This window comes from Acidimicrobiales bacterium, from assembly GCA_033344915.1.
GTDB lineage: Bacteria > Actinomycetota > Acidimicrobiia > Acidimicrobiales > Aldehydirespiratoraceae > JAJRXC01.
This window is the reverse complement of sequence record JAWPML010000001.1, coordinates 3,230,291-3,248,057: the sequence shown is the minus strand read 5'-3', so window position 1 is coordinate 3,248,057 and position 17,767 is coordinate 3,230,291. Positions and strand designations below refer to the sequence as shown.

21 protein-coding genes and 2 tRNA genes are annotated in these 17,767 nt (G+C 68.2%); 15 read left to right on the top strand and 8 right to left on the bottom strand.

The window, feature by feature from the left end; translation table 11 throughout:
• Window positions 1-5: 5 nt before the first annotated feature.
• Window positions 6-83, bottom strand: a tRNA-Asp gene (locus tag R8F63_15620).
• A 129-nt stretch (window positions 84-212) separates the two neighbouring features.
• Here R8F63_15620 and R8F63_15615 point away from each other — a divergent pair.
• On the top strand, window positions 213-485 hold the full coding sequence (locus R8F63_15615) for a hypothetical protein (GenBank protein ID MDW3220041.1): 273 nt from the start codon (window positions 213-215) through the stop codon (window positions 483-485).
• Window positions 413-928: a hypothetical protein gene (locus tag R8F63_15610; protein MDW3220040.1), complete on the top strand. Its 516-nt coding sequence runs from the start codon at window positions 413-415 to the stop codon at window positions 926-928. The genes R8F63_15615 and R8F63_15610 overlap by 73 nt, the downstream gene beginning before the upstream one ends.
• Window positions 929-931: 3 nt before the next feature.
• On the opposite strand, the gene R8F63_15605 is transcribed toward R8F63_15610, so the two are convergent.
• The 3 genes from R8F63_15605 to R8F63_15595 all read right to left on the bottom strand — a co-directional run bounded on the left by R8F63_15605 (window position 932) and on the right by R8F63_15595 (window position 1,966).
• Window positions 932-1,411, bottom strand: a complete 480-nt coding sequence (locus R8F63_15605) for an SRPBCC domain-containing protein (protein ID MDW3220039.1) — start codon at window positions 1,409-1,411, stop codon at window positions 932-934.
• Window positions 1,408-1,788 carry a metalloregulator ArsR/SmtB family transcription factor gene (locus R8F63_15600; GenBank protein ID MDW3220038.1) on the bottom strand — a complete coding sequence of 127 codons (381 nt, stop codon included), beginning with the start codon at window positions 1,786-1,788 and terminating at the stop codon, window positions 1,408-1,410. The genes R8F63_15605 and R8F63_15600 overlap by 4 nt, the downstream gene beginning before the upstream one ends.
• 102 nt (window positions 1,789-1,890) lie before the next feature.
• A tRNA-Glu gene (locus R8F63_15595) sits at window positions 1,891-1,966 on the bottom strand.
• 90 nt (window positions 1,967-2,056) lie between these two features.
• Here R8F63_15595 and R8F63_15590 point away from each other — a divergent pair.
• From R8F63_15590 to R8F63_15575, 4 genes are read left to right on the top strand one after another with little or no spacing between them, the layout of a single operon-like run.
• The gene (locus R8F63_15590) at window positions 2,057-2,698 is read left to right on the top strand and encodes a glycerol-3-phosphate acyltransferase (GenBank protein ID MDW3220037.1); all 642 of its coding nucleotides are present in this window, start codon (window positions 2,057-2,059) and stop codon (window positions 2,696-2,698) included.
• Window positions 2,695-3,528: a DegV family protein gene (locus R8F63_15585; protein ID MDW3220036.1), complete on the top strand. Its 834-nt coding sequence runs from the start codon at window positions 2,695-2,697 to the stop codon at window positions 3,526-3,528. The genes R8F63_15590 and R8F63_15585 overlap by 4 nt, the downstream gene beginning before the upstream one ends.
• Before the next feature lie 36 nt (window positions 3,529-3,564).
• Window positions 3,565-4,008, top strand: a complete 444-nt coding sequence (locus R8F63_15580; protein ID MDW3220035.1) for a PH domain-containing protein — start codon at window positions 3,565-3,567, stop codon at window positions 4,006-4,008.
• Window positions 4,005-5,480 carry a PH domain-containing protein gene (locus R8F63_15575; GenBank protein ID MDW3220034.1) on the top strand — a complete coding sequence of 492 codons (1,476 nt, stop codon included), beginning with the start codon at window positions 4,005-4,007 and terminating at the stop codon, window positions 5,478-5,480. Before R8F63_15580 ends, R8F63_15575 begins: the two co-directional genes overlap by 4 nt.
• Before the next feature lie 77 nt (window positions 5,481-5,557).
• On the opposite strand, the gene R8F63_15570 is transcribed toward R8F63_15575, so the two are convergent.
• The 4 genes from R8F63_15570 to R8F63_15555 all read right to left on the bottom strand — a co-directional run bounded on the left by R8F63_15570 (window position 5,558) and on the right by R8F63_15555 (window position 8,424).
• Complete coding sequence (locus tag R8F63_15570) at window positions 5,558-6,670, bottom strand: thrombospondin type 3 repeat-containing protein (GenBank protein ID MDW3220033.1); 1,113 nt, start codon at window positions 6,668-6,670, stop codon at window positions 5,558-5,560.
• A gap of 154 nt (window positions 6,671-6,824) precedes the next feature.
• Window positions 6,825-7,283 (bottom strand): DUF2017 family protein, encoded by a 459-nt coding sequence (locus R8F63_15565; GenBank protein MDW3220032.1) that lies wholly within the window; start codon window positions 7,281-7,283, stop codon window positions 6,825-6,827.
• Window positions 7,280-7,567 (bottom strand): ATP-dependent Clp protease adapter ClpS, encoded by a 288-nt coding sequence (clpS, locus tag R8F63_15560; GenBank protein MDW3220031.1) that lies wholly within the window; start codon window positions 7,565-7,567, stop codon window positions 7,280-7,282. Before clpS ends, R8F63_15565 begins: the two co-directional genes overlap by 4 nt.
• Window positions 7,564-8,424, bottom strand: a complete 861-nt coding sequence (locus R8F63_15555) for a COX15/CtaA family protein (GenBank protein ID MDW3220030.1) — start codon at window positions 8,422-8,424, stop codon at window positions 7,564-7,566. The genes clpS and R8F63_15555 overlap by 4 nt, the downstream gene beginning before the upstream one ends.
• Window positions 8,425-8,484: 60 nt before the next feature.
• On the opposite strand from R8F63_15555, the gene R8F63_15550 reads away from it, so the two are divergent.
• The 9 genes from R8F63_15550 (at window position 8,485) to R8F63_15510 (ending at window position 17,750) form a co-directional block, all read left to right on the top strand.
• Entirely contained in the window at window positions 8,485-9,381 is an 897-nt protein-coding gene (locus R8F63_15550) for a heme o synthase (protein MDW3220029.1), read from the top strand.
• Window positions 9,382-9,593: 212 nt separating this feature from the next.
• The gene (locus tag R8F63_15545) at window positions 9,594-11,186 is read left to right on the top strand and encodes a cbb3-type cytochrome c oxidase subunit I (protein MDW3220028.1); all 1,593 of its coding nucleotides are present in this window, start codon (window positions 9,594-9,596) and stop codon (window positions 11,184-11,186) included.
• Entirely contained in the window at window positions 11,186-11,764 is a 579-nt protein-coding gene (locus R8F63_15540) for a hypothetical protein (protein MDW3220027.1), read from the top strand. The genes R8F63_15545 and R8F63_15540 overlap by 1 nt, the downstream gene beginning before the upstream one ends.
• Window positions 11,765-11,771: 7 nt before the next feature.
• Window positions 11,772-12,566 (top strand): hypothetical protein, encoded by a 795-nt coding sequence (locus tag R8F63_15535; GenBank protein ID MDW3220026.1) that lies wholly within the window; start codon window positions 11,772-11,774, stop codon window positions 12,564-12,566.
• Window positions 12,566-13,858 carry a cytochrome c oxidase subunit II gene (gene coxB / locus R8F63_15530; GenBank protein ID MDW3220025.1) on the top strand — a complete coding sequence of 431 codons (1,293 nt, stop codon included), beginning with the start codon at window positions 12,566-12,568 and terminating at the stop codon, window positions 13,856-13,858. Before R8F63_15535 ends, coxB begins: the two co-directional genes overlap by 1 nt.
• Window position 13,859: 1 nt before the next feature.
• Window positions 13,860-15,863, top strand: coding sequence for a cytochrome c oxidase subunit I (gene ctaD, locus R8F63_15525; protein ID MDW3220024.1), 2,004 nt, complete (start codon window positions 13,860-13,862; stop codon window positions 15,861-15,863).
• Window position 15,864: 1 nt separating this feature from the next.
• Window positions 15,865-16,491: a heme-copper oxidase subunit III gene (locus R8F63_15520; protein MDW3220023.1), complete on the top strand. Its 627-nt coding sequence runs from the start codon at window positions 15,865-15,867 to the stop codon at window positions 16,489-16,491.
• Window positions 16,492-16,504: 13 nt separating this feature from the next.
• Window positions 16,505-16,843: a cytochrome C oxidase subunit IV family protein gene (locus R8F63_15515; GenBank protein ID MDW3220022.1), complete on the top strand. Its 339-nt coding sequence runs from the start codon at window positions 16,505-16,507 to the stop codon at window positions 16,841-16,843.
• Between the two features lie 4 nt (window positions 16,844-16,847).
• Window positions 16,848-17,750, top strand: a complete 903-nt coding sequence (locus R8F63_15510) for a cytochrome c oxidase assembly protein (GenBank protein MDW3220021.1) — start codon at window positions 16,848-16,850, stop codon at window positions 17,748-17,750.
• Window positions 17,751-17,767: the final 17 nt, after the last annotated feature.

Below are 17,767 nucleotides of genomic sequence, written 5' to 3'. Positions count from 1 at the left end.
CCGTGTGGCGGTCCTGACGGGATTTGAACCCGCGGCCTCCACCTTGACAGGGTGGCGATCACTCCAAACTGATCTACAGGACCCCCCGCCCGGCGAACCGGACGAAGATTCCACTCGGCGACGTGAGATCGCCTCATGGAGAGTCAAAACGTACGCCCCAACGGTCGCGATCACAACCCGGTAACCGCCCGTTGCGTCTAGCGTCGGCGCCCATGGCCGCCCCCCTGGAGCCCTGGTCCATCGCCGCCGTGAACCTGGCGGAGCACGCCGACAATCCGGTGCACACCGAGGCCGGCGGTCGAGCCGCGGGTTACGACGGTGCCGTCGTGGCCGGCACGACGATCTACGCGTATCTCACCCGCCCGGCCGCGGCGGCGTGGGCGAGGCGTGGGTCGCGTCGGGGAGCGCGTCCGTGCGGTTCCGTGGCCCCGTTCTCGCGGACGAGCACGTCGACCTCGTACCGGTCTCCGGTGACGACGGCGTGATGGTCGAGGCGCGGCTCGGGGAGACCGTCGCGGCGACCTGCGCCGTCGCTCCCGGTCACGAGCCGCCGGGCGAACCCGTCGGGATCCGCCTCGACCCACTCGCCCTCGAACTGGACGACCGTTGGGTGGGCTACGCCGCCCGGGCCGGTGAGGACCTCCAGCTCTACCGCACCGAATCGATCGTGCACCCGGTCGTGTGGCCCAGCCTCGCCAACCGGATCTTCGCCTCCCAGCTGGTCGACGGTGCGTGGGTGCACACCCGCAGTGAGATCCGTCATCTCGGCCTGGCCCGGCCGGGCGACGCGGTGCTCGCGGAGGCGTTCGAGGTCGATCGGTTCGAGAGCCGTAGTGGTGAACGAGCGGTGGTCGACGTGCGCATCAGCGTCGATGGTCGACCGGTGGCCGCCATCGAACACGAGGCGCTCGTGAAGCTCGCTCGCTGAGGATCAGCCTTCGGCCACCCGTGCTTCGAGCTTGTCGATCGCCATCGCCCAACCCTGGCCACCGGGAGAGTCGGCCGGGACACCGATGTGGGTCATGGTCATCCTCGTGCGGTCGCCGAGATCTTCGAGCTCGACCACGATCGAGGTCTCCATCGGCTTTCCTGCGGGCATGCCCATCTGTTCTGCGGTCAGCGCGTTCCCGTCGGCGTCGGCCACGCTCTCGGTGTACACGAGGCGGGTCATGGGGTCGACCTCGCGGTATTCCCCGACGAAGTACATCACCATCGCCCCGTTCGGGGTGTCCACCTCCATGGCGATGTGGCGGCGGCCCCCGACCTGAACGTCCATCTCGGCGTTCGGGATCCTGGCGCCCATCGGGCCGTACCACTGGGCGAAGTGCTCGGGCTCGGTCCACATCGACCAGATGACTTCGATCGGTGCGTCGAACGTGCGGTCGATGCGAACGTCTTTGGTGTCCATCATTGCGGGTCTGCTTTCTGGTCTGGTGTTCGGGTGCCGTGTTGGAGCTGTCGGACGTAGTCGTCCATGCGGTCGAAGCGGTCGTCCCAGATGTGGCGGTACTGTTCGGTCCAACTGGCGATCTCGGCGAGCGGCGCGGCCGCGATGGTGCACGGACGGGATTGGGCACGACGGCCGCGGGTGATCAGGCCGGCGCGTTCGAGCACCTTGATGTGCTTGGAGATCGCCGGAAGCGTCAGATCGAACGGTTTCGCCAGTTCGTTGACGCTCGCCTCGCCCTCCGCCAAGCGGGCCAGCATCGCCCGCCGCGTCGGGTTGGCCAGCGCCGCGAACGTCTCGTCGAGCCGTTCGTCGTCGAGCGTCGCGCTTGGTGCCGGCATCAGGGTCCCCTTTGTGTCATTATCGGTTAATTAACCAATAACGACAGTAGGGACGGGACCTGCGATTGTCAACCGCCCGATGCCCGCGCCGAAGCGTCGCGCTGGTACCCCGTACGGGATTCGAACCCGTGTTACCGGCGTGAAAGGCCAGCGTCCTAGGCCACTGGACGAACGGGGCCCCGGCCGGCGAACCGACCGAGCCATCAGGATAGGGGATCGATGCCGAGACTCGGCACGGGAATAGCAATCCGTCGGCTCTGGTTCCCGCATGGTCATGTTCCCCGTTCGTGTCGCGCTCGCCGGATTGGCCGGCTACGCCCTCGGCACGCTGCCGTCGGCCGACATCGCGGCGCGGCTCAACGGCGTCGACCTCCGGGCCGAGGGCACGGGCAACCCCGGCGCGATGAACGCGAGCCATGTACTCGGCACGTCGTGGGGCGTGGCCGTCACGGTCGGCGACGGGGGGAAGGGCGTCGCCGCCGCCCGTGTCGGCGCCGCGCTCGCGGGATCCGCCGGCGCCAATGCGGCCGCGTCGGCCGCCGTCGCCGGCCATTGCTTCCCGCCGGGGCGGACCGGAGGCAAGGGCGTGGCCACCTCGATCGGCCAGGTTCTCGGCACGTTCCCCGCGTACCTGCCGGTCGATGTCACCGTCGGCTACCTCACCACGAAGCTCCCCGTCGGCCGGCACCGCACCCGCGCCGCGACCTCCGTCGCGAGCGCGATGTGGATCGGTGCGGCCACCGTGGCCTGGCGCCGTGGATGGCGCGGACCCGGCGGCTCGCCCGCGTCGGTCGCGCTACCGCTCGGGGCCCTGGCCAGCACCGTCGTGATCGCGGCCCGGTTCGCAGCCGAAGCCGAGAAGGTCGAGGCCTACAACCTCACGCTCGTCGGCGAGGAGGACGCGGCGTGATCGGGCTCGTGACCGACTCGGCATCGCAGATGCCACCGGCGTTGGCGGAACGCCTCGGCGTCGAGGTGGTCCCCGTGCTCGTCACGGTGGACGGCGAGTGCTTCCGGGAAGGCGTCGACCTCGCGCCCGCGGCGTTCTGGGCCCGGTTCGACGACGGGGCCGTCCCCGAGGTCACGACATCGCCGCCGAGTCCCGGCGAACTCGCCGACGCCTACCGGCGACTGATCGACGCCGGTGCGACGGAGATCGTGTCGGTCCACATCGGCGCCGAACACTCCGGCACGGTCAACGCGGCCCGACTCGCGGCGGACCTCGTCGCCGCGCCCGTGCACCTCGTCGACTCGGGCACGGCCTCGTTCGGGGTCAGCTGCTGCGTATGGGAGGCGGCCACCGTTCTCGCGGACGGCGGGTCCGCGGGCGACGCGGCGACCCGGGCGAAGGAGGTCGCCGCCGAGGTCGGCACGACCTTCATCATCCAAGCCCTCGACTTCGCCCGCCGGGGCGGGCGTCTGGAGCCGCACCTGCCCCACGACCACGACGGCGTGACGGTGCTCGGTGGCGTCGGGGGAGTGGTGGACGTGCTCGGCACGGGCACGACGGTCGACGAGCTCTGCGACGCGATGGTCGAGCCGATGCTTCGAGACGGCGCGCCGATCCGGGCCGGCGTCTCGCTCGCCGACCCCTCCACGCTGGTGTTCACCGAAGGCATCGAGGCACGGCTGCGTGACAGCGCGGTCGCCGTCGACGTCGTCCACTACGACGTCGGCCCGTCGATCGCGGCGCACACCGGTCCGGGCACCGCCGGCGGCTTCTGGTACCCGATCGGCTGACGCCGAGGCGACGCGGCCCTCGGCGATACTGGACCGGTGACGATCGCGACGGAGCCACTCCCGCCCACCATCCGGACCGTGTGGCGCATCGGTGCCGCCGCGTTCTTCGGTGTCGTCGCGGTCGGTGCCGTCGTCGGCGGGCTGGTGACCGACCTGCCGATGCTGACGATCGGGGGCGCGAGCGGCGCCGTCCTCCTGTTCGCCCTGCGCTGGTGGGTGATCGATCGGCAGTACGCGAACTGGCGCTGGGGCGTGGACGAGCGTTGGGTCGAGCAACGAAGCGGCGTGATCGTTCGCCGCGTGCAGGTCGTGCCCCGAAGCCGTATTCAGACGTTGACGACGAGAACCGGGCCGATCGATCGGTGGCTCGGCTTGAGCTCGATCGTGGTCCACACCGCCGGGACCCACGCCCCCAACCTCACCATTCCCCATCTCGACGGCACGACGGCCGACCGGCTCCGCACGGAGCTCGGCGGGTGACCGAACCCGACTGGCGGCGGCCCCATCCGCTGACCGTTCTCGTGCAGATCGCGATGTTTCTGGCCCAGAGCGGCTGGCCACTTCTCCTCGCGATCGGTTTCGGCGGCGGCGCCCTCGGGTTCGACACGATCGCCGTGCTGGCCGGCACGGTGACGGTCGGGTACGGCGTCCTCTCGTGGTGGATGACGGGCTACGCCGTGACCGAGGAGACGATCGAGCATCGCCGCGGCATTCTCGATCGCAAGGCTCAGTCCCTGCCGCTCGGTCGAATCCAGCAGGTGTCCGTGGCCCGGCCGTTCCTCGCTCGTGTGGTGGGCCTCGCCGTCGTGCAGGTCGCCGAGGCGTCGGCCGACGGCAACATCGAGATCCGCTACCTCCAGTCCGCCGATGCCGACACCCTCACCGCCGACCTCCGCTCCCGGAGCCGGGCTGCCGCGCCGGCGGACGACGCGCCGCTCGCCGACGCGGACGGGAACGCGGTGTCGCGTCTGCCGCCTCCGCCACCGCCACCTGCCGTCCAGTTGCATGTGGCCCCGGTCGGGGCGCTCGTCCGCTATCACCTCGCCTCGTCGGCGCCGGCCCTGGCTGTCGTGGCCGCGATCGGGTTCGCCATCGCCCTCGCGGTCGCCGTGCGGGAGGGGCCGGCCCCGGCCGCAGTCGTCGCGCTCATCGCGCTCGGCATCATGGTCACGATGGCCGCCCTCAGTGCGGTCGGCGCGGTGTTCACGTTCGGCACGTTCACGCTCGAACGGCGCGGCGACGTCCTCACCGCCGACATGGGCCTGCTGTCGAAACGACAGGTCGAGTTGCAGCCCGCCCGCATCCAGACGGTCACCGTGACCTCCGGGCTCGTCGCTCGCCGGCTCGGCCTTCACGAGGTGAGGTTCTCCGCCGCGACCGGCAAGGCGGTCGGGAAACAGCAGTCGGTCGTCCACCTCGCCCCCGTGGCCTCGACCGACGAGGTGGCGCGCGTCGTGCATCGGTCGGTCGACGTCGACCCGGCCTTCGGTGTCGAACTCGAGCCGGTGAGCCCGGTCACGGTTCGACGGATGCTCGTGCGGACCGCGGTCGCGTTCGTTCTCGTCGGCATCCCTGCGGCGGTGGGCGTCGGCTTCGTGCATCCGGTCGGATCCGTTGCGCTCGTCGCCCTCTGGTGGTCGGTGGCGATCTGGTTCGCGCGCGCCCGGCACGCCCGCCTCGGCTTCAGCCTCGACGACCGGCGCCTCGTCGTGCGACGCGGCGTGTTCCAGCACCACCTCACCCAGCTGCCTGTCGGAAACGTGCAGGCGGTCGAGACGATCGCGTCCTTCTTTCAACGGCGGCTGGGCGTGGCCGATCTCGTCGTGACCACGGCGGGGATCGGGCCGGCGCACCACGTGCGCGTCCCCGACCTGCCCGCGAACCGCGCCGCGGCGTTGCGCTCGTCGCTGGCCGCCACCGCCGCCGACCGGAGCTGGGACGCGGCGGGCTGACGCAGGCGTCGAACTCCACACGCGAAACGGGCCGCCGGGGCACTGCCCCGACGGCCCGATCCCTCAGATGAACCGGTTCAGCTGTCGTTGCGGGTCCGTGCCGGGCGGGGCACCGAGTGGCCGAGCAACAGGAAGCCGCCACCGATCACGACGAGCGCGAGGGCGAGGATCCACAGGCCGTCGTTCGGGCCGGTGAAGGCCAGCTCGTCGTCGTCGTCCTGCTGCTCCTGGGCGGGCGGCTCGATCGTGGTGGTCGGCGCGACGGTCGAGGTCGGCGCGATGGTCGTGGTGGGCGCGACATCGCCGTCCTCATCGCACGGCGTGCCCGCGCCGTCACCGTCGAGATCGGCCTGGTCGGCGTTCGCGATCAGCGGACAGTTGTCGTCGCCGTCGTCCACGCCGTCGCCGTCGTCGTCCTCGTCGCAGGCGTCGCCGGCACCATCGGTGTCGGTGTCGGTCTGATCGGCGTTGGGCGTGTCGACACAGTTGTCGGTGTCGTCGGCCTCGCCGTCGCCGTCGCTGTCACCTTCGCAGGCATCGCCCGTGCCGTTGCTGTCCACGTCCGCCTGGTCGGCGTTGGGTGTGTTGACGCAGTTGTCGATGTCGTCGTACACGCCGTCACCGTCGGCATCCGCCTCACAGGCGTCGCCTTCGCCGTCGCTGTTGCCGTCGGCCTGGTCGGCGTTGGGCGTGTCGACGCAGTTGTCCGTCCCGTCGCCCACGCCGTCACCGTCGGTGTCCGGCTCGGGCGGGAAGACCGAGATGGCGATCTGCGTGTCCGGGATCGGCGTCAGCGTCGCGTCGACGAGGCTGACGATGACGCTGCACGGCACCACGGTCGAGTAGATGCAGGTGAGATCGTCCTCGCCGATCCCGTCGTTCTGCCAGACGTAGTCGAAGCTGTAGTTGGTGCCGTCGACCGGTGCGGCTTGGAACTGGATCTGGGCGAGCTCAGAGGCGCCCCAGCATCCGGTGCTCCCGGGAGCGGCCGGCAACACGGTGGCGCCGTCGCTCGAGTTGCCACACGCGGAGACGGCGAGAATCGCCGCCCCGTCGTATCCGCCCGAGCCGTCGACGCTGACCGAGATGACCGATCCGGTGACCACATCCGTCGTTCCGGTGGCGCTCGCGGTCGGTGCCGCGAGGGCCGGGCCCGCAAAGAGCAGACCGACACCGGCTGCGACAGCCATCACGAGCGACGTGACTCGAAGACGGCGGTGCCGTCGATTCCTGTCCATGGTTGTACTCCCCCAACGAAGCGGCCGCGGTGGCCAGACTTGTCCACAAACTGTGGATCACCACGGAACGGGGTGTCAAGACCGCACAGGGTGAGAGGTGTCGGGATCAGGCGGACGCGGCCCGCACGAGCCACTCGAGCAACTCGCCCACCCACTCGAAGATCGTGGCCGCGGGGTCATCCGGAAGATCGTGCGCGGCGAGGTCGGCGCCACCCGCTTCGAGCCGTTCGCCCAGGATGAGACGCAGGTTCGTGAGGGCCTGCATCCACGCCGCGACCCGGTCGTCGTCGAGAATGCCGCCGTCCATGGTCTCTTCGAGGATGTCGAGTCCCTCGAGCCGCCCGCGGAGCAGTTCGTCGTCGACCATGCCCCGGTACGCCTCCTCTGCCTCGTCGTCGCCCGGATGGGCCGGCGGCTTCAGACGGCGCAGGAACTCGTGCTCCTCGGCCATCAGCAGATGACGAAGATCGGTGATGAGGTTGGCGAGCAACTCCTGCTCGTAGCCCTCGAGCGACACCCGCACCCCACCGACGTCCGCCACGAAGTACGGCTCCGTCCGACTCACGAGTCCTTCTCCATGGTCGCCCAGAGCCCGTGCTCGTGAAGTCGGAACACGTCCATCTCCGCCTTCTCCTGCGGCCCCGACGACACCACCGCCTTGCCCTCGGTGTGGACCTGCATCATCAACCGATGCGCCTTCTCCTCCGAGAAGCCGAAGAGCTTGCGGAACACGAACGCCACATACGACATCAGGTTGATCGGATCGTCCCAGACCAGCACCTTCCACGGCTTGTCGAGATCGACGACGTCCTCGACCTCCGGGTCGAGGGTGGTGAGCGGCGCGGTCACCGGGCCGCCTCGAGGTCGAGGCGGACGATCGAGATCCACGCGATCGTCGCCACGATGATGTGGACGAAGACCAGCGCCTCGGGCACGCCGGCAGAGTACTGCCAGTAGCCGAGCGCGATCTGGGCGCCGAGCAGGGAGACGACCGTCTGCGCGGCGCGCCGGACCTGGAGCATCCCGCGAGTGTGGGCGACCCAGAGCACGCCTCCGACGGCGGCGATCAGGACCAGCGCCGAGATCGAATGGATCCGGGTGACCTCGCGCAGGTCGAAGGGCAACCGGTTCGCGACCGACTCGTCCTCGCTGCCCGAGTGCGGTCCGGACCCGGTCACGACCGTGCCGAGAACGAGCACGACGCCTCCCGCCCAGAACACCACCTGCGTGAGCCGGCGGATAGCCGACCCGGCGCGCTGTCGCGTGGGCGCGTCGTCGAGGCCCGCCCGGTGATGGAGTACGGCGGCGTTCCACAGCAGCACCATCGAGAGAAGGAAGTGTCCCATCGTGAACCGGGGGTCGAGGTCCGTTCGCACGAGCAGCGCACCGAGCAGGATCTGCGCGATCACGCCGGCGACGAGACCCCACGACAGCCGGACGAGGTCGGTTCGGTGGGGGGATCGGCGGTGCGACCCCAGCACCGCAGCCACCACCGCGAGCGCCACGACCCCGGTGAACATGCGGTTCCCGAACTCGATCCAGCCGTGATAGCTCGCGGCGGGGACGAGTTCTTCCTCGTTGCAGTTCGGCCAGTCGTGACAGCCGAGGCCCGATCCGGTGAGACGCACCGCGGCTCCGGTGTAGACGATGATCACCAGGGACCAGAGCGCCACGCGTGTGAGTTCGAGATAGCGGGCCGGGCTCACAAGGGAAAGGCTACGGCCCCAGTGGGCGGTCCTGGCCCGTCGGCCGTAGCCTGTTGACTCGTGACCGCCACCGCCCCCGCTCGCACGCGCCCGCGCATCCTCGCCTTCGTGGCGTTGACGAAGCCGCGGATCATCGAGCTCCTCCTCATCACCACGGTTCCCACGATGGTGGTCGCCGAGGGTGGCCTCCCCTCGATCTGGCTGATGGTCGCGACCGTGGTCGGCGGGACCCTGGCGGCGGGTGGGGCCAACGCGTTCAACATGTACATCGACCGCGACATCGATCGGGTGATGGAGCGCACCAAGGGTCGCCCGCTCGTGACCGGCGAGGTCACGCCGAACGAGGCGCTCGTGTTCGCCTTCGCGATCGAGATCGCCGCGTTCGCCTGGCTGTGGGGATTCGTGAACCTGCTGTCGGCGGTGCTCGCGGTGTCGGCGACGCTCTTCTACGTCTTCGTCTACACGATGTGGCTGAAGCGCACCTCCACCCGCAACATCGTGATCGGCGGTGCGGCGGGCGCCGTACCGGTGCTGGTCGGCTGGTCCTCGGTCACCAACGAGCTCGACTGGCCGCCCGTCGTGCTCTTCGCCATCATCTTCTACTGGACGCCGCCGCATTTCTGGGCGCTGGCCATCCGCTACAAGGACGACTACCAGGCGGCTGACGTGCCGATGCTCCCGGCGGTCGCTTCGCTGCGCACCACGGCCTCGCGGATCGTCTGGTACACGGTGCTGCTGTGGGCGCTCACCCTCCTGTTCGGTCCGGTGGCCGACATGGGCATCACGTACTACGTCGCCGCGGTGGTCCTCGGTGGCGTCTTCCTCGGCCTCGCCATCCAGGTCTTCCGTCGGCCCGAACCGGCGCTGGCCATGCGCCTCTTCGGTTGGTCGATCACCTATGTGACGCTGCTGTTCGGCGCGATGGCGGCCGACGAGATCGTCCGCAACGGCTTCTGACGATTTTCCGGGCCGGAAATTCCCCGAAAATCGTGGGCCGCCCGGTTTCCATCCGAGCACACGCGGCCCTGTAGGCTGCGCTCTCGGTACTGCACCTCCGGGTGTTGCCGCGCCGCGGCATCCCTGGAAACTGTCGGAGGACACCTGCCACAATGACGATGACCGACTCACCGCCGGCGACCGACACAGCACCGGCGGTCGCCTCTCCTGCGGTGGCTGGGCTCTATGACGCGCTCACCACCACGGATCACAAGCGCATCGGCCGGTACTGGCTGCGCTCCGGGCTGCTCCTGCTGATCGGCGCCGTGGTGCTCGGCGTCCTGCTCGGCATCGAGGGGACCGACGCCGAGAGCACGGATCTGTTCGGTGGCGACAACGCCTACTTCCAGATGTGGGCGCTGTACCGCATCGGTCTCGCCCTCCTCGTCGCCGCGCCGCTGCTCGTGGGCCTCGCGACGGTCGTGGTCCCGATGCAGGTCGGCTCGACCAACATCGCGTTCCCCCGTGCCGCGCTCGCCGCGGTCTGGGGCTTCATGCTCGGCGCCGGCATCACGGTGGTCGCGGTGCTCGCCGGCGGCGGCTTCGGCGCCGTGGACCGGGTCACCAATGCCGAGCGCGACGCGATCGCCCTCACCCTCGTGGGGCTCGGCTTCGTGATCGTCTCGCTGCTGCTCGCCTCCCTCTGCCTCGCCACCACGGTGATCTCGCTGCGGGTCAAGGGCATGACCCTGCTGCGGACACCGCTCTTCGCCTGGTCGATCCTCGTCACCTGTTCGGTGTGGCTCCTCACGCTGCCGGTCCTGTTGGCCAACCTCCTCATCGCCTACGTCGATCTCCACAACGGTCCGGGCACCTTCGGCGGCGACGCCAGCGGCAGCCTCGCGATCTACGGGCAGATCGCCTGGGTCGTCGAACAGCCGCAGGTCTACGCCTTCGCCATTCCGGTGCTCGGCATCCTGGGTTCGATCGTCCCGGTGACGGCCGGCGTCCGCGCCGCCCGCCACGGCCTGTCGGCCGGTCTGATCGGGCTCTTCGGCCTGCTCGCGTTCGGCGCCTGGAGCCAGCCCTACTTCCAGAACGACGGAGCGATTCCCCACGACGAGAAGTTCCTCTTCATCGCCTTCGGTCTCGCCGCCCTCCTGCCGGTCCTCGGGGCCATGGGTGGGGCAGGTGACACGCTGCGACGCGGCGGCGACGCCATCGTCGGCCTGCCGGCGGCCCATCTCGTGGGTGCGCTCGGCGGCGGCATCCTGCTCCTGCTCGGTGTGGTCGCGGGAGCGCTTCGTGTCATCGAGCCGCTCGAGCTCGGCGGTTCCACGGACCAGGTCGAGGGCATCGGCACCCTCGCCGTCTCCGGCGTCGCGTCGCTCGTGCTGCTCGCGGCCATCGTCGCCGCCGTTGGCGGTTTCTGGTTCTGGGCCGCCAAGATCGGCGGACACGAACTCCCGCCCATGCTCGGACGTCTCGCCCTCCTCGATCTCATCGGCGGTGCGGTGCTGTTGGGCGGCGCCCAGGTCGTCAGCGGCTTCTTCGACACGGTGAACCATCCGCTCGCGGTGCCCACGGAGGACATCGCGGACACGCTCGCCATCGTCTCGCTCATCGGCGCGGTCCTGATCGGCCTCGGCGCCCTCGGCGTGGTGGCCGCGATCGCGAAGGCCGTGCGCACCGGCGCGACCGCGACCGACGACCCGTGGGGTGGCCACACCCTCGAGTGGGCAACGGTGGACGGCGCCTTCGCCGAACCCCCCGCGTTGGTGACGTCCGAATCGCCCTTGCTCGACGACGAAGGGGAGGACGCCTGATGGCTGTCACCACCAACGCGCTTCCGGCCGCGGAGGTCACCCGACCCCGCACCGTGCTCGTCGCGACGATGTTCGCGTCCGCCGCTGCGTTCATGGCGTTCGCCGGGGTGCTCGTCATCTACATCAACGAGCGGGCCGCGGCGGACGAATGGTTCCCGGCCGGTGTCATCGAACTCGGTCCGGCGGGCTTCGTCTTCGCCACGATGATCCTGTCCGTCTTCACCGTCCAGTGGGCGGTGCAGGCGATCAACAACGACGACCGCCTCAACGCCTACATGGCGCTCGGGCTCACCGGCCTGTTCGGTGCCGCGGTGTTCAACCAACTCTGGTTCATCATCAACGACACCGGCTTCGCCCTCGCGGGCAGCAACGCCGAGTTCCTCTTCTTGTTGGTGAACGGCGTGTTCCTCGCCTTCCTCATCAGTGCGGTGGCGTTCCTCACGCTCACCTTCCTGCGGGCACTCATCGGCCAATACGGCCCCCGCAAGGCCGACGGCGTCGCCGCGGCCGCCTTCTACTGGGACACGGTGGTCGCCATGTGGTCGATCACCTGGTACGTCGTCTACGTCGCGAAGTAGGGATCAGATGTTCACAACGGGCTTCAAGTTCTTCTTCGGTATCGGGGTCGGTCTCGTCACCGCGGCCATGCTCTATGGCTACACGAGCGGTGGCAACTGGACCGGTCCCATCTCCCTCGGCTGGAAGGAGGGCGTGGGCGAACACGTCGGCTACGGCCTCCTCGTGTTGCTGGGCGTCGTGGCGATGGCCATCGCGTGCACGCTCATCTTCTTCCGGGACGCCGACCCGGCCGACCAGGCCGACTACATGGGCGTGGACGACATCGAGCCGACCCAGCCGGTGACCGCGAGCTTCTGGCCGGTCGTGGGCGCGTTCGGCGCCGCCACCATGGCCATCGGCCTCGTGCTCAACACCGCGGTCTTCATCACCGGACTCGTGATCGTCGGCGCGGTCGCCATCGAATGGATGATGGACGCCTGGGCCGACCGGGCCTCCGGCGACCCGGAGGCCAACCGGGCGCTGCGCAACCGCATCATGGCGCCGATCGAGATCCCGGCTGCCGGTGCGGCCGTCATCGCCGTGATCGTGCTGCTCGCCTCGCGGATCCTGCTGAACGCCTCGAAGAACGGCGCCGTCCTGATCGCCGGCGTCCTCGCCGTCGTCATCCTCGGCATCGGCTTCCTGGCCGCGTCCGACAAGAAGATCAACCGCAACCTCGTGGCCGGCCTCTCGGTGGTGCTCGGGGTCGCCATTCTCGGCGGTGGCGTGTGGGCCACGGTCGACGGCGAGCGCGAGTTCGACGAGCACGAACCGCACGGCGAAGACGGCAGCACCGAAGTCGACCACGGAGAAGACGGATAGTGAGTCACCTGTTCAACAGCCGCGGTCGCCAGGCCGGCATCGTCCTCGCGCTCGGCCTCCTGCTGGCCGGCTGCGCCAGCGATGCCGAGCTCGACACGCTGCAGCCTCGCAGTGGTGTCGCCGACGAGATCTACGGCCTCGCCCTGCCCGTCTTCATCGTTGCCGGCGTCGTGCTGGTCTTCGTGTGTGGCGCGGTCGTCTGGCTCGGCTTCAAGCACCGCGTCAAGACCTACGAGGGCGACGACGAGTTCCCCGAACAGATCGCCCACAACAACACGCTCGAGATCGCGTGGACCGCCATCCCCGCGCTCGTGATGGTGGTCGTCGCCGTCGCCACCAGCGTCGTGCACTTCGCGATCAACGACATCGACGAGGCGAATGCGATGACCCTCGACGTCGCGGGTGAGTCGATCGAGTGGGAGCCGACGATCGTGGTCGTCGGCCAGCAGTGGTGGTGGGAGTACCGCTACTACCTCGACGGCGAACAGATCACCCACGAGGTACTCGCCGATCCGATGAACCTGCCGCCGGCCGACATCGTCACCTCCGGCCAGTTCGCCATCCCGACGGGCCAGGAAGTGGAACTGATCATCACCTCGCGTGACGTGATCCACTCACACTGGATCCCGCAACTCAACGGCAAGCGCGACGCCGTGCCGGGGCGCTTCGCGCCCTGGAAGATCGAAGCCGACGAACCCGGCGTCTACTTCGGGCAGTGCACCGAGTTCTGCGGCCTGTCCCACAGCCGCATGCGGATGCAGACGCTCGCCCTGACCCCCGCCGACTTCCAGGACTGGATCGACGAGCAGATGGCGCCCGCCACGTTCGACGACGAGCTCCAGGTCTATGTCGACGCCGTCCGGGCCGGGGAGACCGCCTCGGTCGGCGACGACGCCAGCGCCGCCCTCCGCGGCCTCGACGTCTTCAACACCCAGTGCGCCTCGTGTCATCTCGTCGACGGGTTCAACGACCTCGACTACGACGGTGCGGAGGTCGTCTCCGGCTCGGCGCCGGACCTCACCCACCTCATGAGCCGCACGACGTTCGCGGGCGGCATCCTGAACCTCTACAACGAGGACGGATCCGTGAACGTCGACGACCTGGCCCGCTGGATCCGGGATCCGGCCGAGGTGAAGGACAACTACGCCGATGGTCTCCCCGATGGCGAACTGCCCCGGGGCATGCCGGACCGCAACCTGACCGAACGACAGATCGACGATGTGATCGCCTTCCTCACGACGCTGGGCCCCGATGCCAGCGCCGAGATGATCCAGGCGACGGAGGTGGAGTGAGATGGCCGTCACGGAAGATCCCCTGGCGCTGACGACCGGCGAGGCCGCCACCGTCGAACGTCCCCTCGGCGTGCTGACCCGCCCCCAGGGCGGCAACGGCTGGCGGGACTGGTTGAGCACCGTCGATCACAAGAAGATCGGCATCATGTACGGCGTCGCCGCGATGTTCTTCTTCATCGTGGGCGGCATCGAAGCCCTGTTGATCCGGGTGCAGTTGGCCGCGCCGAACGGCAGCGTGCTGTCGGCCGACATCTACAACCAGGTCTTCACGATGCACGGCGTCACGATGATCTTCCTGTTCATCATGCCGCTGGCCGCCGCCTTCGCGAACTATCTGATCCCGCTGCAGATCGGCGCCCGCGACGTCGCGTTCCCCCGTCTCAACGCCCTGTCGTTCTGGGTCTGGATCGGCGGCGCGATCTTCCTGAACTCGTCGTGGATCGTCGGCGGCGGTGGTGCCGACTGTGGGTGGTTCTGCTACTCCCCGAACTCCGGTCTGGCGTTCTCGCCGAGCCATGGCGTCGACTTCTACGCCATCGGCCTCTTGATCACCGGTATCGCCTCGCTCGTCTCGGCGGCGAACCTGATCGTCACGGTGCTCAACATGCGGGCCCCCGGTATGACGCTGTTCCGCATGCCGGTGCTCACCTGGATGCTCCTGGTGACCCAGTTCCTGCTGCTGTTCGCCCTGCCGGTCATCACGGTGGCGCTCTTCCTGCTGCTCTTCGACCGGCTCTTCGGGGCCCAGTTCTTCAATCCGGAGATGGGCGCCGATCCGCTGCTCTGGCAACATCTCTTCTGGATCTTCGGCCATCCCGAGGTGTACATCATCATCCTGCCGAGCTTCGGCATCATCTCGGAGATCATCCCGACGTTCAGCCGTAAGCCGATCTTCGGCTACTCGTTCATGGTGTTCTCGGGCATCGCGATCGGCTTCATGGGCTTCGGTGTGTGGGCCCACCACATGTTCGTGTCCGGAATCGGGCCGCTGTCGGTCTGGGCGTTCTCGATGTCGACGATGTTCATCGCCGTCCCGACCGGGGTGAAGATCCTCAACTGGCTGGCCACGATGTGGGGCGGCAAGTTGCGGTTCACCACCGCGATGCTCTTCGCGGTCGGCGCTGTCGCGATGTTCACCATCGGTGGTCTGTCCGGCGTCACCCACGCCCTGGCCCCCGCCGACACCCAGCAGACCGACACCTACTACATCGTGGCCCACTTCCACTATGTGATCTTCGGCGGTGGCGTGCTCGGCCTGATGGGCGGCATGTACTTCTGGTGGCCGAAGTTCTTCGGGCACATGCTGAACGAAACCTGGGGGAAGCTCCATTTCTGGACGATCTTGATCGGCTTCAACCTCACTTTCGGCCCGATGCACGTCTTGGGCCTGCAGGGCATGAGCCGTCGCATCGACACCTACTCACCGGGATTCGGGTTCGAGTTCTGGAACCTGGTCGCCACCATCGGTGCGTTCGTGATCGCCCTGTCGGTGCTCTTCTTCTTCTTCAACGTGTGGAAGTCGCGCCGCGATGCCCCCAACCTGCCGCCCCCGGGGCCTGACCCGTGGGACGCCCGGAGCCTCGAATGGATGGTCCCGTCGCCGACCCCGGAGCACAACTTCGACGAGGTGCCCGTCATCGAGAGCGACGACGAGTGGTGGCATCGCAAGTACGGCTACGACGAGAACCGCAACGTCGTGCGCATCGCGACGGTCGAGGAGGCCGCCCAGGACGGCTCGGCGACGGGCGTGCACCTGCCGGCGCCGTCCTTCTGGCCGCTCGTACTGGCCGCCGGCCTGCCCCTGATCGGCTACGGCCTCATCTTCAACCTGTGGCTCTGCGTCGTGGGCGGTCTGCTCACCGGGATCGGCATCTATGCCTGGGCCCTGGAGCCGGTGGACGATCCCGACGCGGACCACGGCCACGATCACGATCACGATGATCACCACGACGATCATCACGACGACGAGGAAGCACCGGTGACCGCCGGCGACGAGGAGGCCTGAGATGGCAACCGCAACTGACGCTGCCGTCGACACCGCCGATCACGGCCACGCGACCAGCACGGGTATCTCCAACACCAAGCTGGCGATGTGGGCCTTCCTCGGGTCGGAGTGTCTGCTGTTCGGTGGTCTGATCTCCACCTACCTGCTCTACAAGACGCGCCGGGGCCCGGGTCCGGACAACACGGTGATCCCGACCGATGTCTTCGACATCCCGTTCACCTCGGTGAGTTCCTTCGTCCTGTTGATGTCGTCGCTCACCATGGTGCTCGCCCTCTCGGCGATCACCCGTGGCGACAATCCCGCGACCCGGGCGTGGCTGCTCACCACCTCCATGTTGGGCGCGATCTTCATCGGCGGTCAGGTCTACGAGTTCACCTCGTTCCTGCGTGAGGGCGTCGGCTACACCCACAACCCCGCCAGCTCGGCGTTCTACACCCTGACCGGCTTCCATGGTGTCCACGTGAGCCTCGGTATCGTGATGCTGATGTCGCTCTTCGTGGCGTCCAAACAGGGCAAACTCCGCCAGGAGCACAGCGAGACCGTCGAGATCGTCGGGCTCTACTGGCACTTCGTGGACGTGGTCTGGATCTTCATCTTCACCGTCATCTACTTGATCCCGGTCGACTGAGGGGCAACGAGTCATGGCTGAAACAACACTGGCTGAAACAACACTGGCTGAAGAACAGGCCCACGACCATCCGTCGGACTGGGCCTACGTCAAGATTGCCCTGCTCCTCGCTGCCATCACGGGGGTCGAGGTGCTGACCTACTTCGAGTCGGCCGTCACCGTCTTCGAGAACAACTCCGTCACCATCGCCAGCCTCATGGTCATGATGGTCGTGAAGTTCTACATGGTGGCCATGTACTTCATGCACCTGAAGCACGACAACCCGTTGTTCACGAAGCTCTTCGTGGGTGGTCTGGTGCTGGCGACCGCGGTCTACGTGGCCGCGCTGGCGGCCTTCGAGTTCTGGGCGTGATGACATGACGGCGAACCTGCTCGCCGTCAACGCATGGGCCTTCGAGGCCCATCCCGAGGTCTGGCTCCTCATCGGCGGGATCATCGGTCTCGGCGTCTACGCGGTCCGCGCGATCGGACCGTTGGTCGTGCCCGCCGGGCAGCCCGTCGTCACCCGGGTCCAGAAGCGCTACTTCGTGGCCGGCGTGATCCTGTTGTGGGTCGCGGCCGACTATCCGATGCACGACATCGCCGAGCAGTACCTCTACTCGGTGCACATGTTCCAGCATCTGCTGATTGCGTTCATGGTCCCGCCGCTGCTCCTGTTGGCCATGCCGGAGTGGCTGGCCCGGCTGCTCGTGCTCGACGGTGGCGTCACCGCCCGGATCCTCCGGACGCTGACGAAGCCGCTCGTGGCGGGCGTGCTCTTCAACCTCCTGCAGATGCTCACCCACTGGGGTGGGGTGGTCAACCTCAGCAGCGAGAACGGCCCGTTCCACTACATGGTGCACCTCGGGGTGTTCTTCACCGCGTTGCTGATGTGGTTCCCGGTGCTGGGCCCGTTGAAGGAGGTCCACCTCAGCGAGCCCGGGAAGCTGATCTACCTCTTCCTCATGTCGGTCGTGCCGACCGTGCCGGCGGGCTGGCTCGTGTTCGCCGAGGGGGTCGTCTACGACGCCTACGACCACGACTACAACCTCTGGGGTATCGACCCCACCAACGACCAGCAGATGGCCGGGGCGATCATGAAGGTCGTCGGCGGCTTCTATCTGTGGACGCTCATCGCGATCCGGTTCTTCCGCCATGTCGCGGTCATCCGCCGGGAGGACGAGGAGAAGAAGTTCACCCGGGGCCGGCTCACGTACTCCGATGTCGAGGCCGCCTTCGACGCGGCCGGCGAGCCGACCCACGAAAGCCGACCGCACTGAACATCGTGGGCAGTACC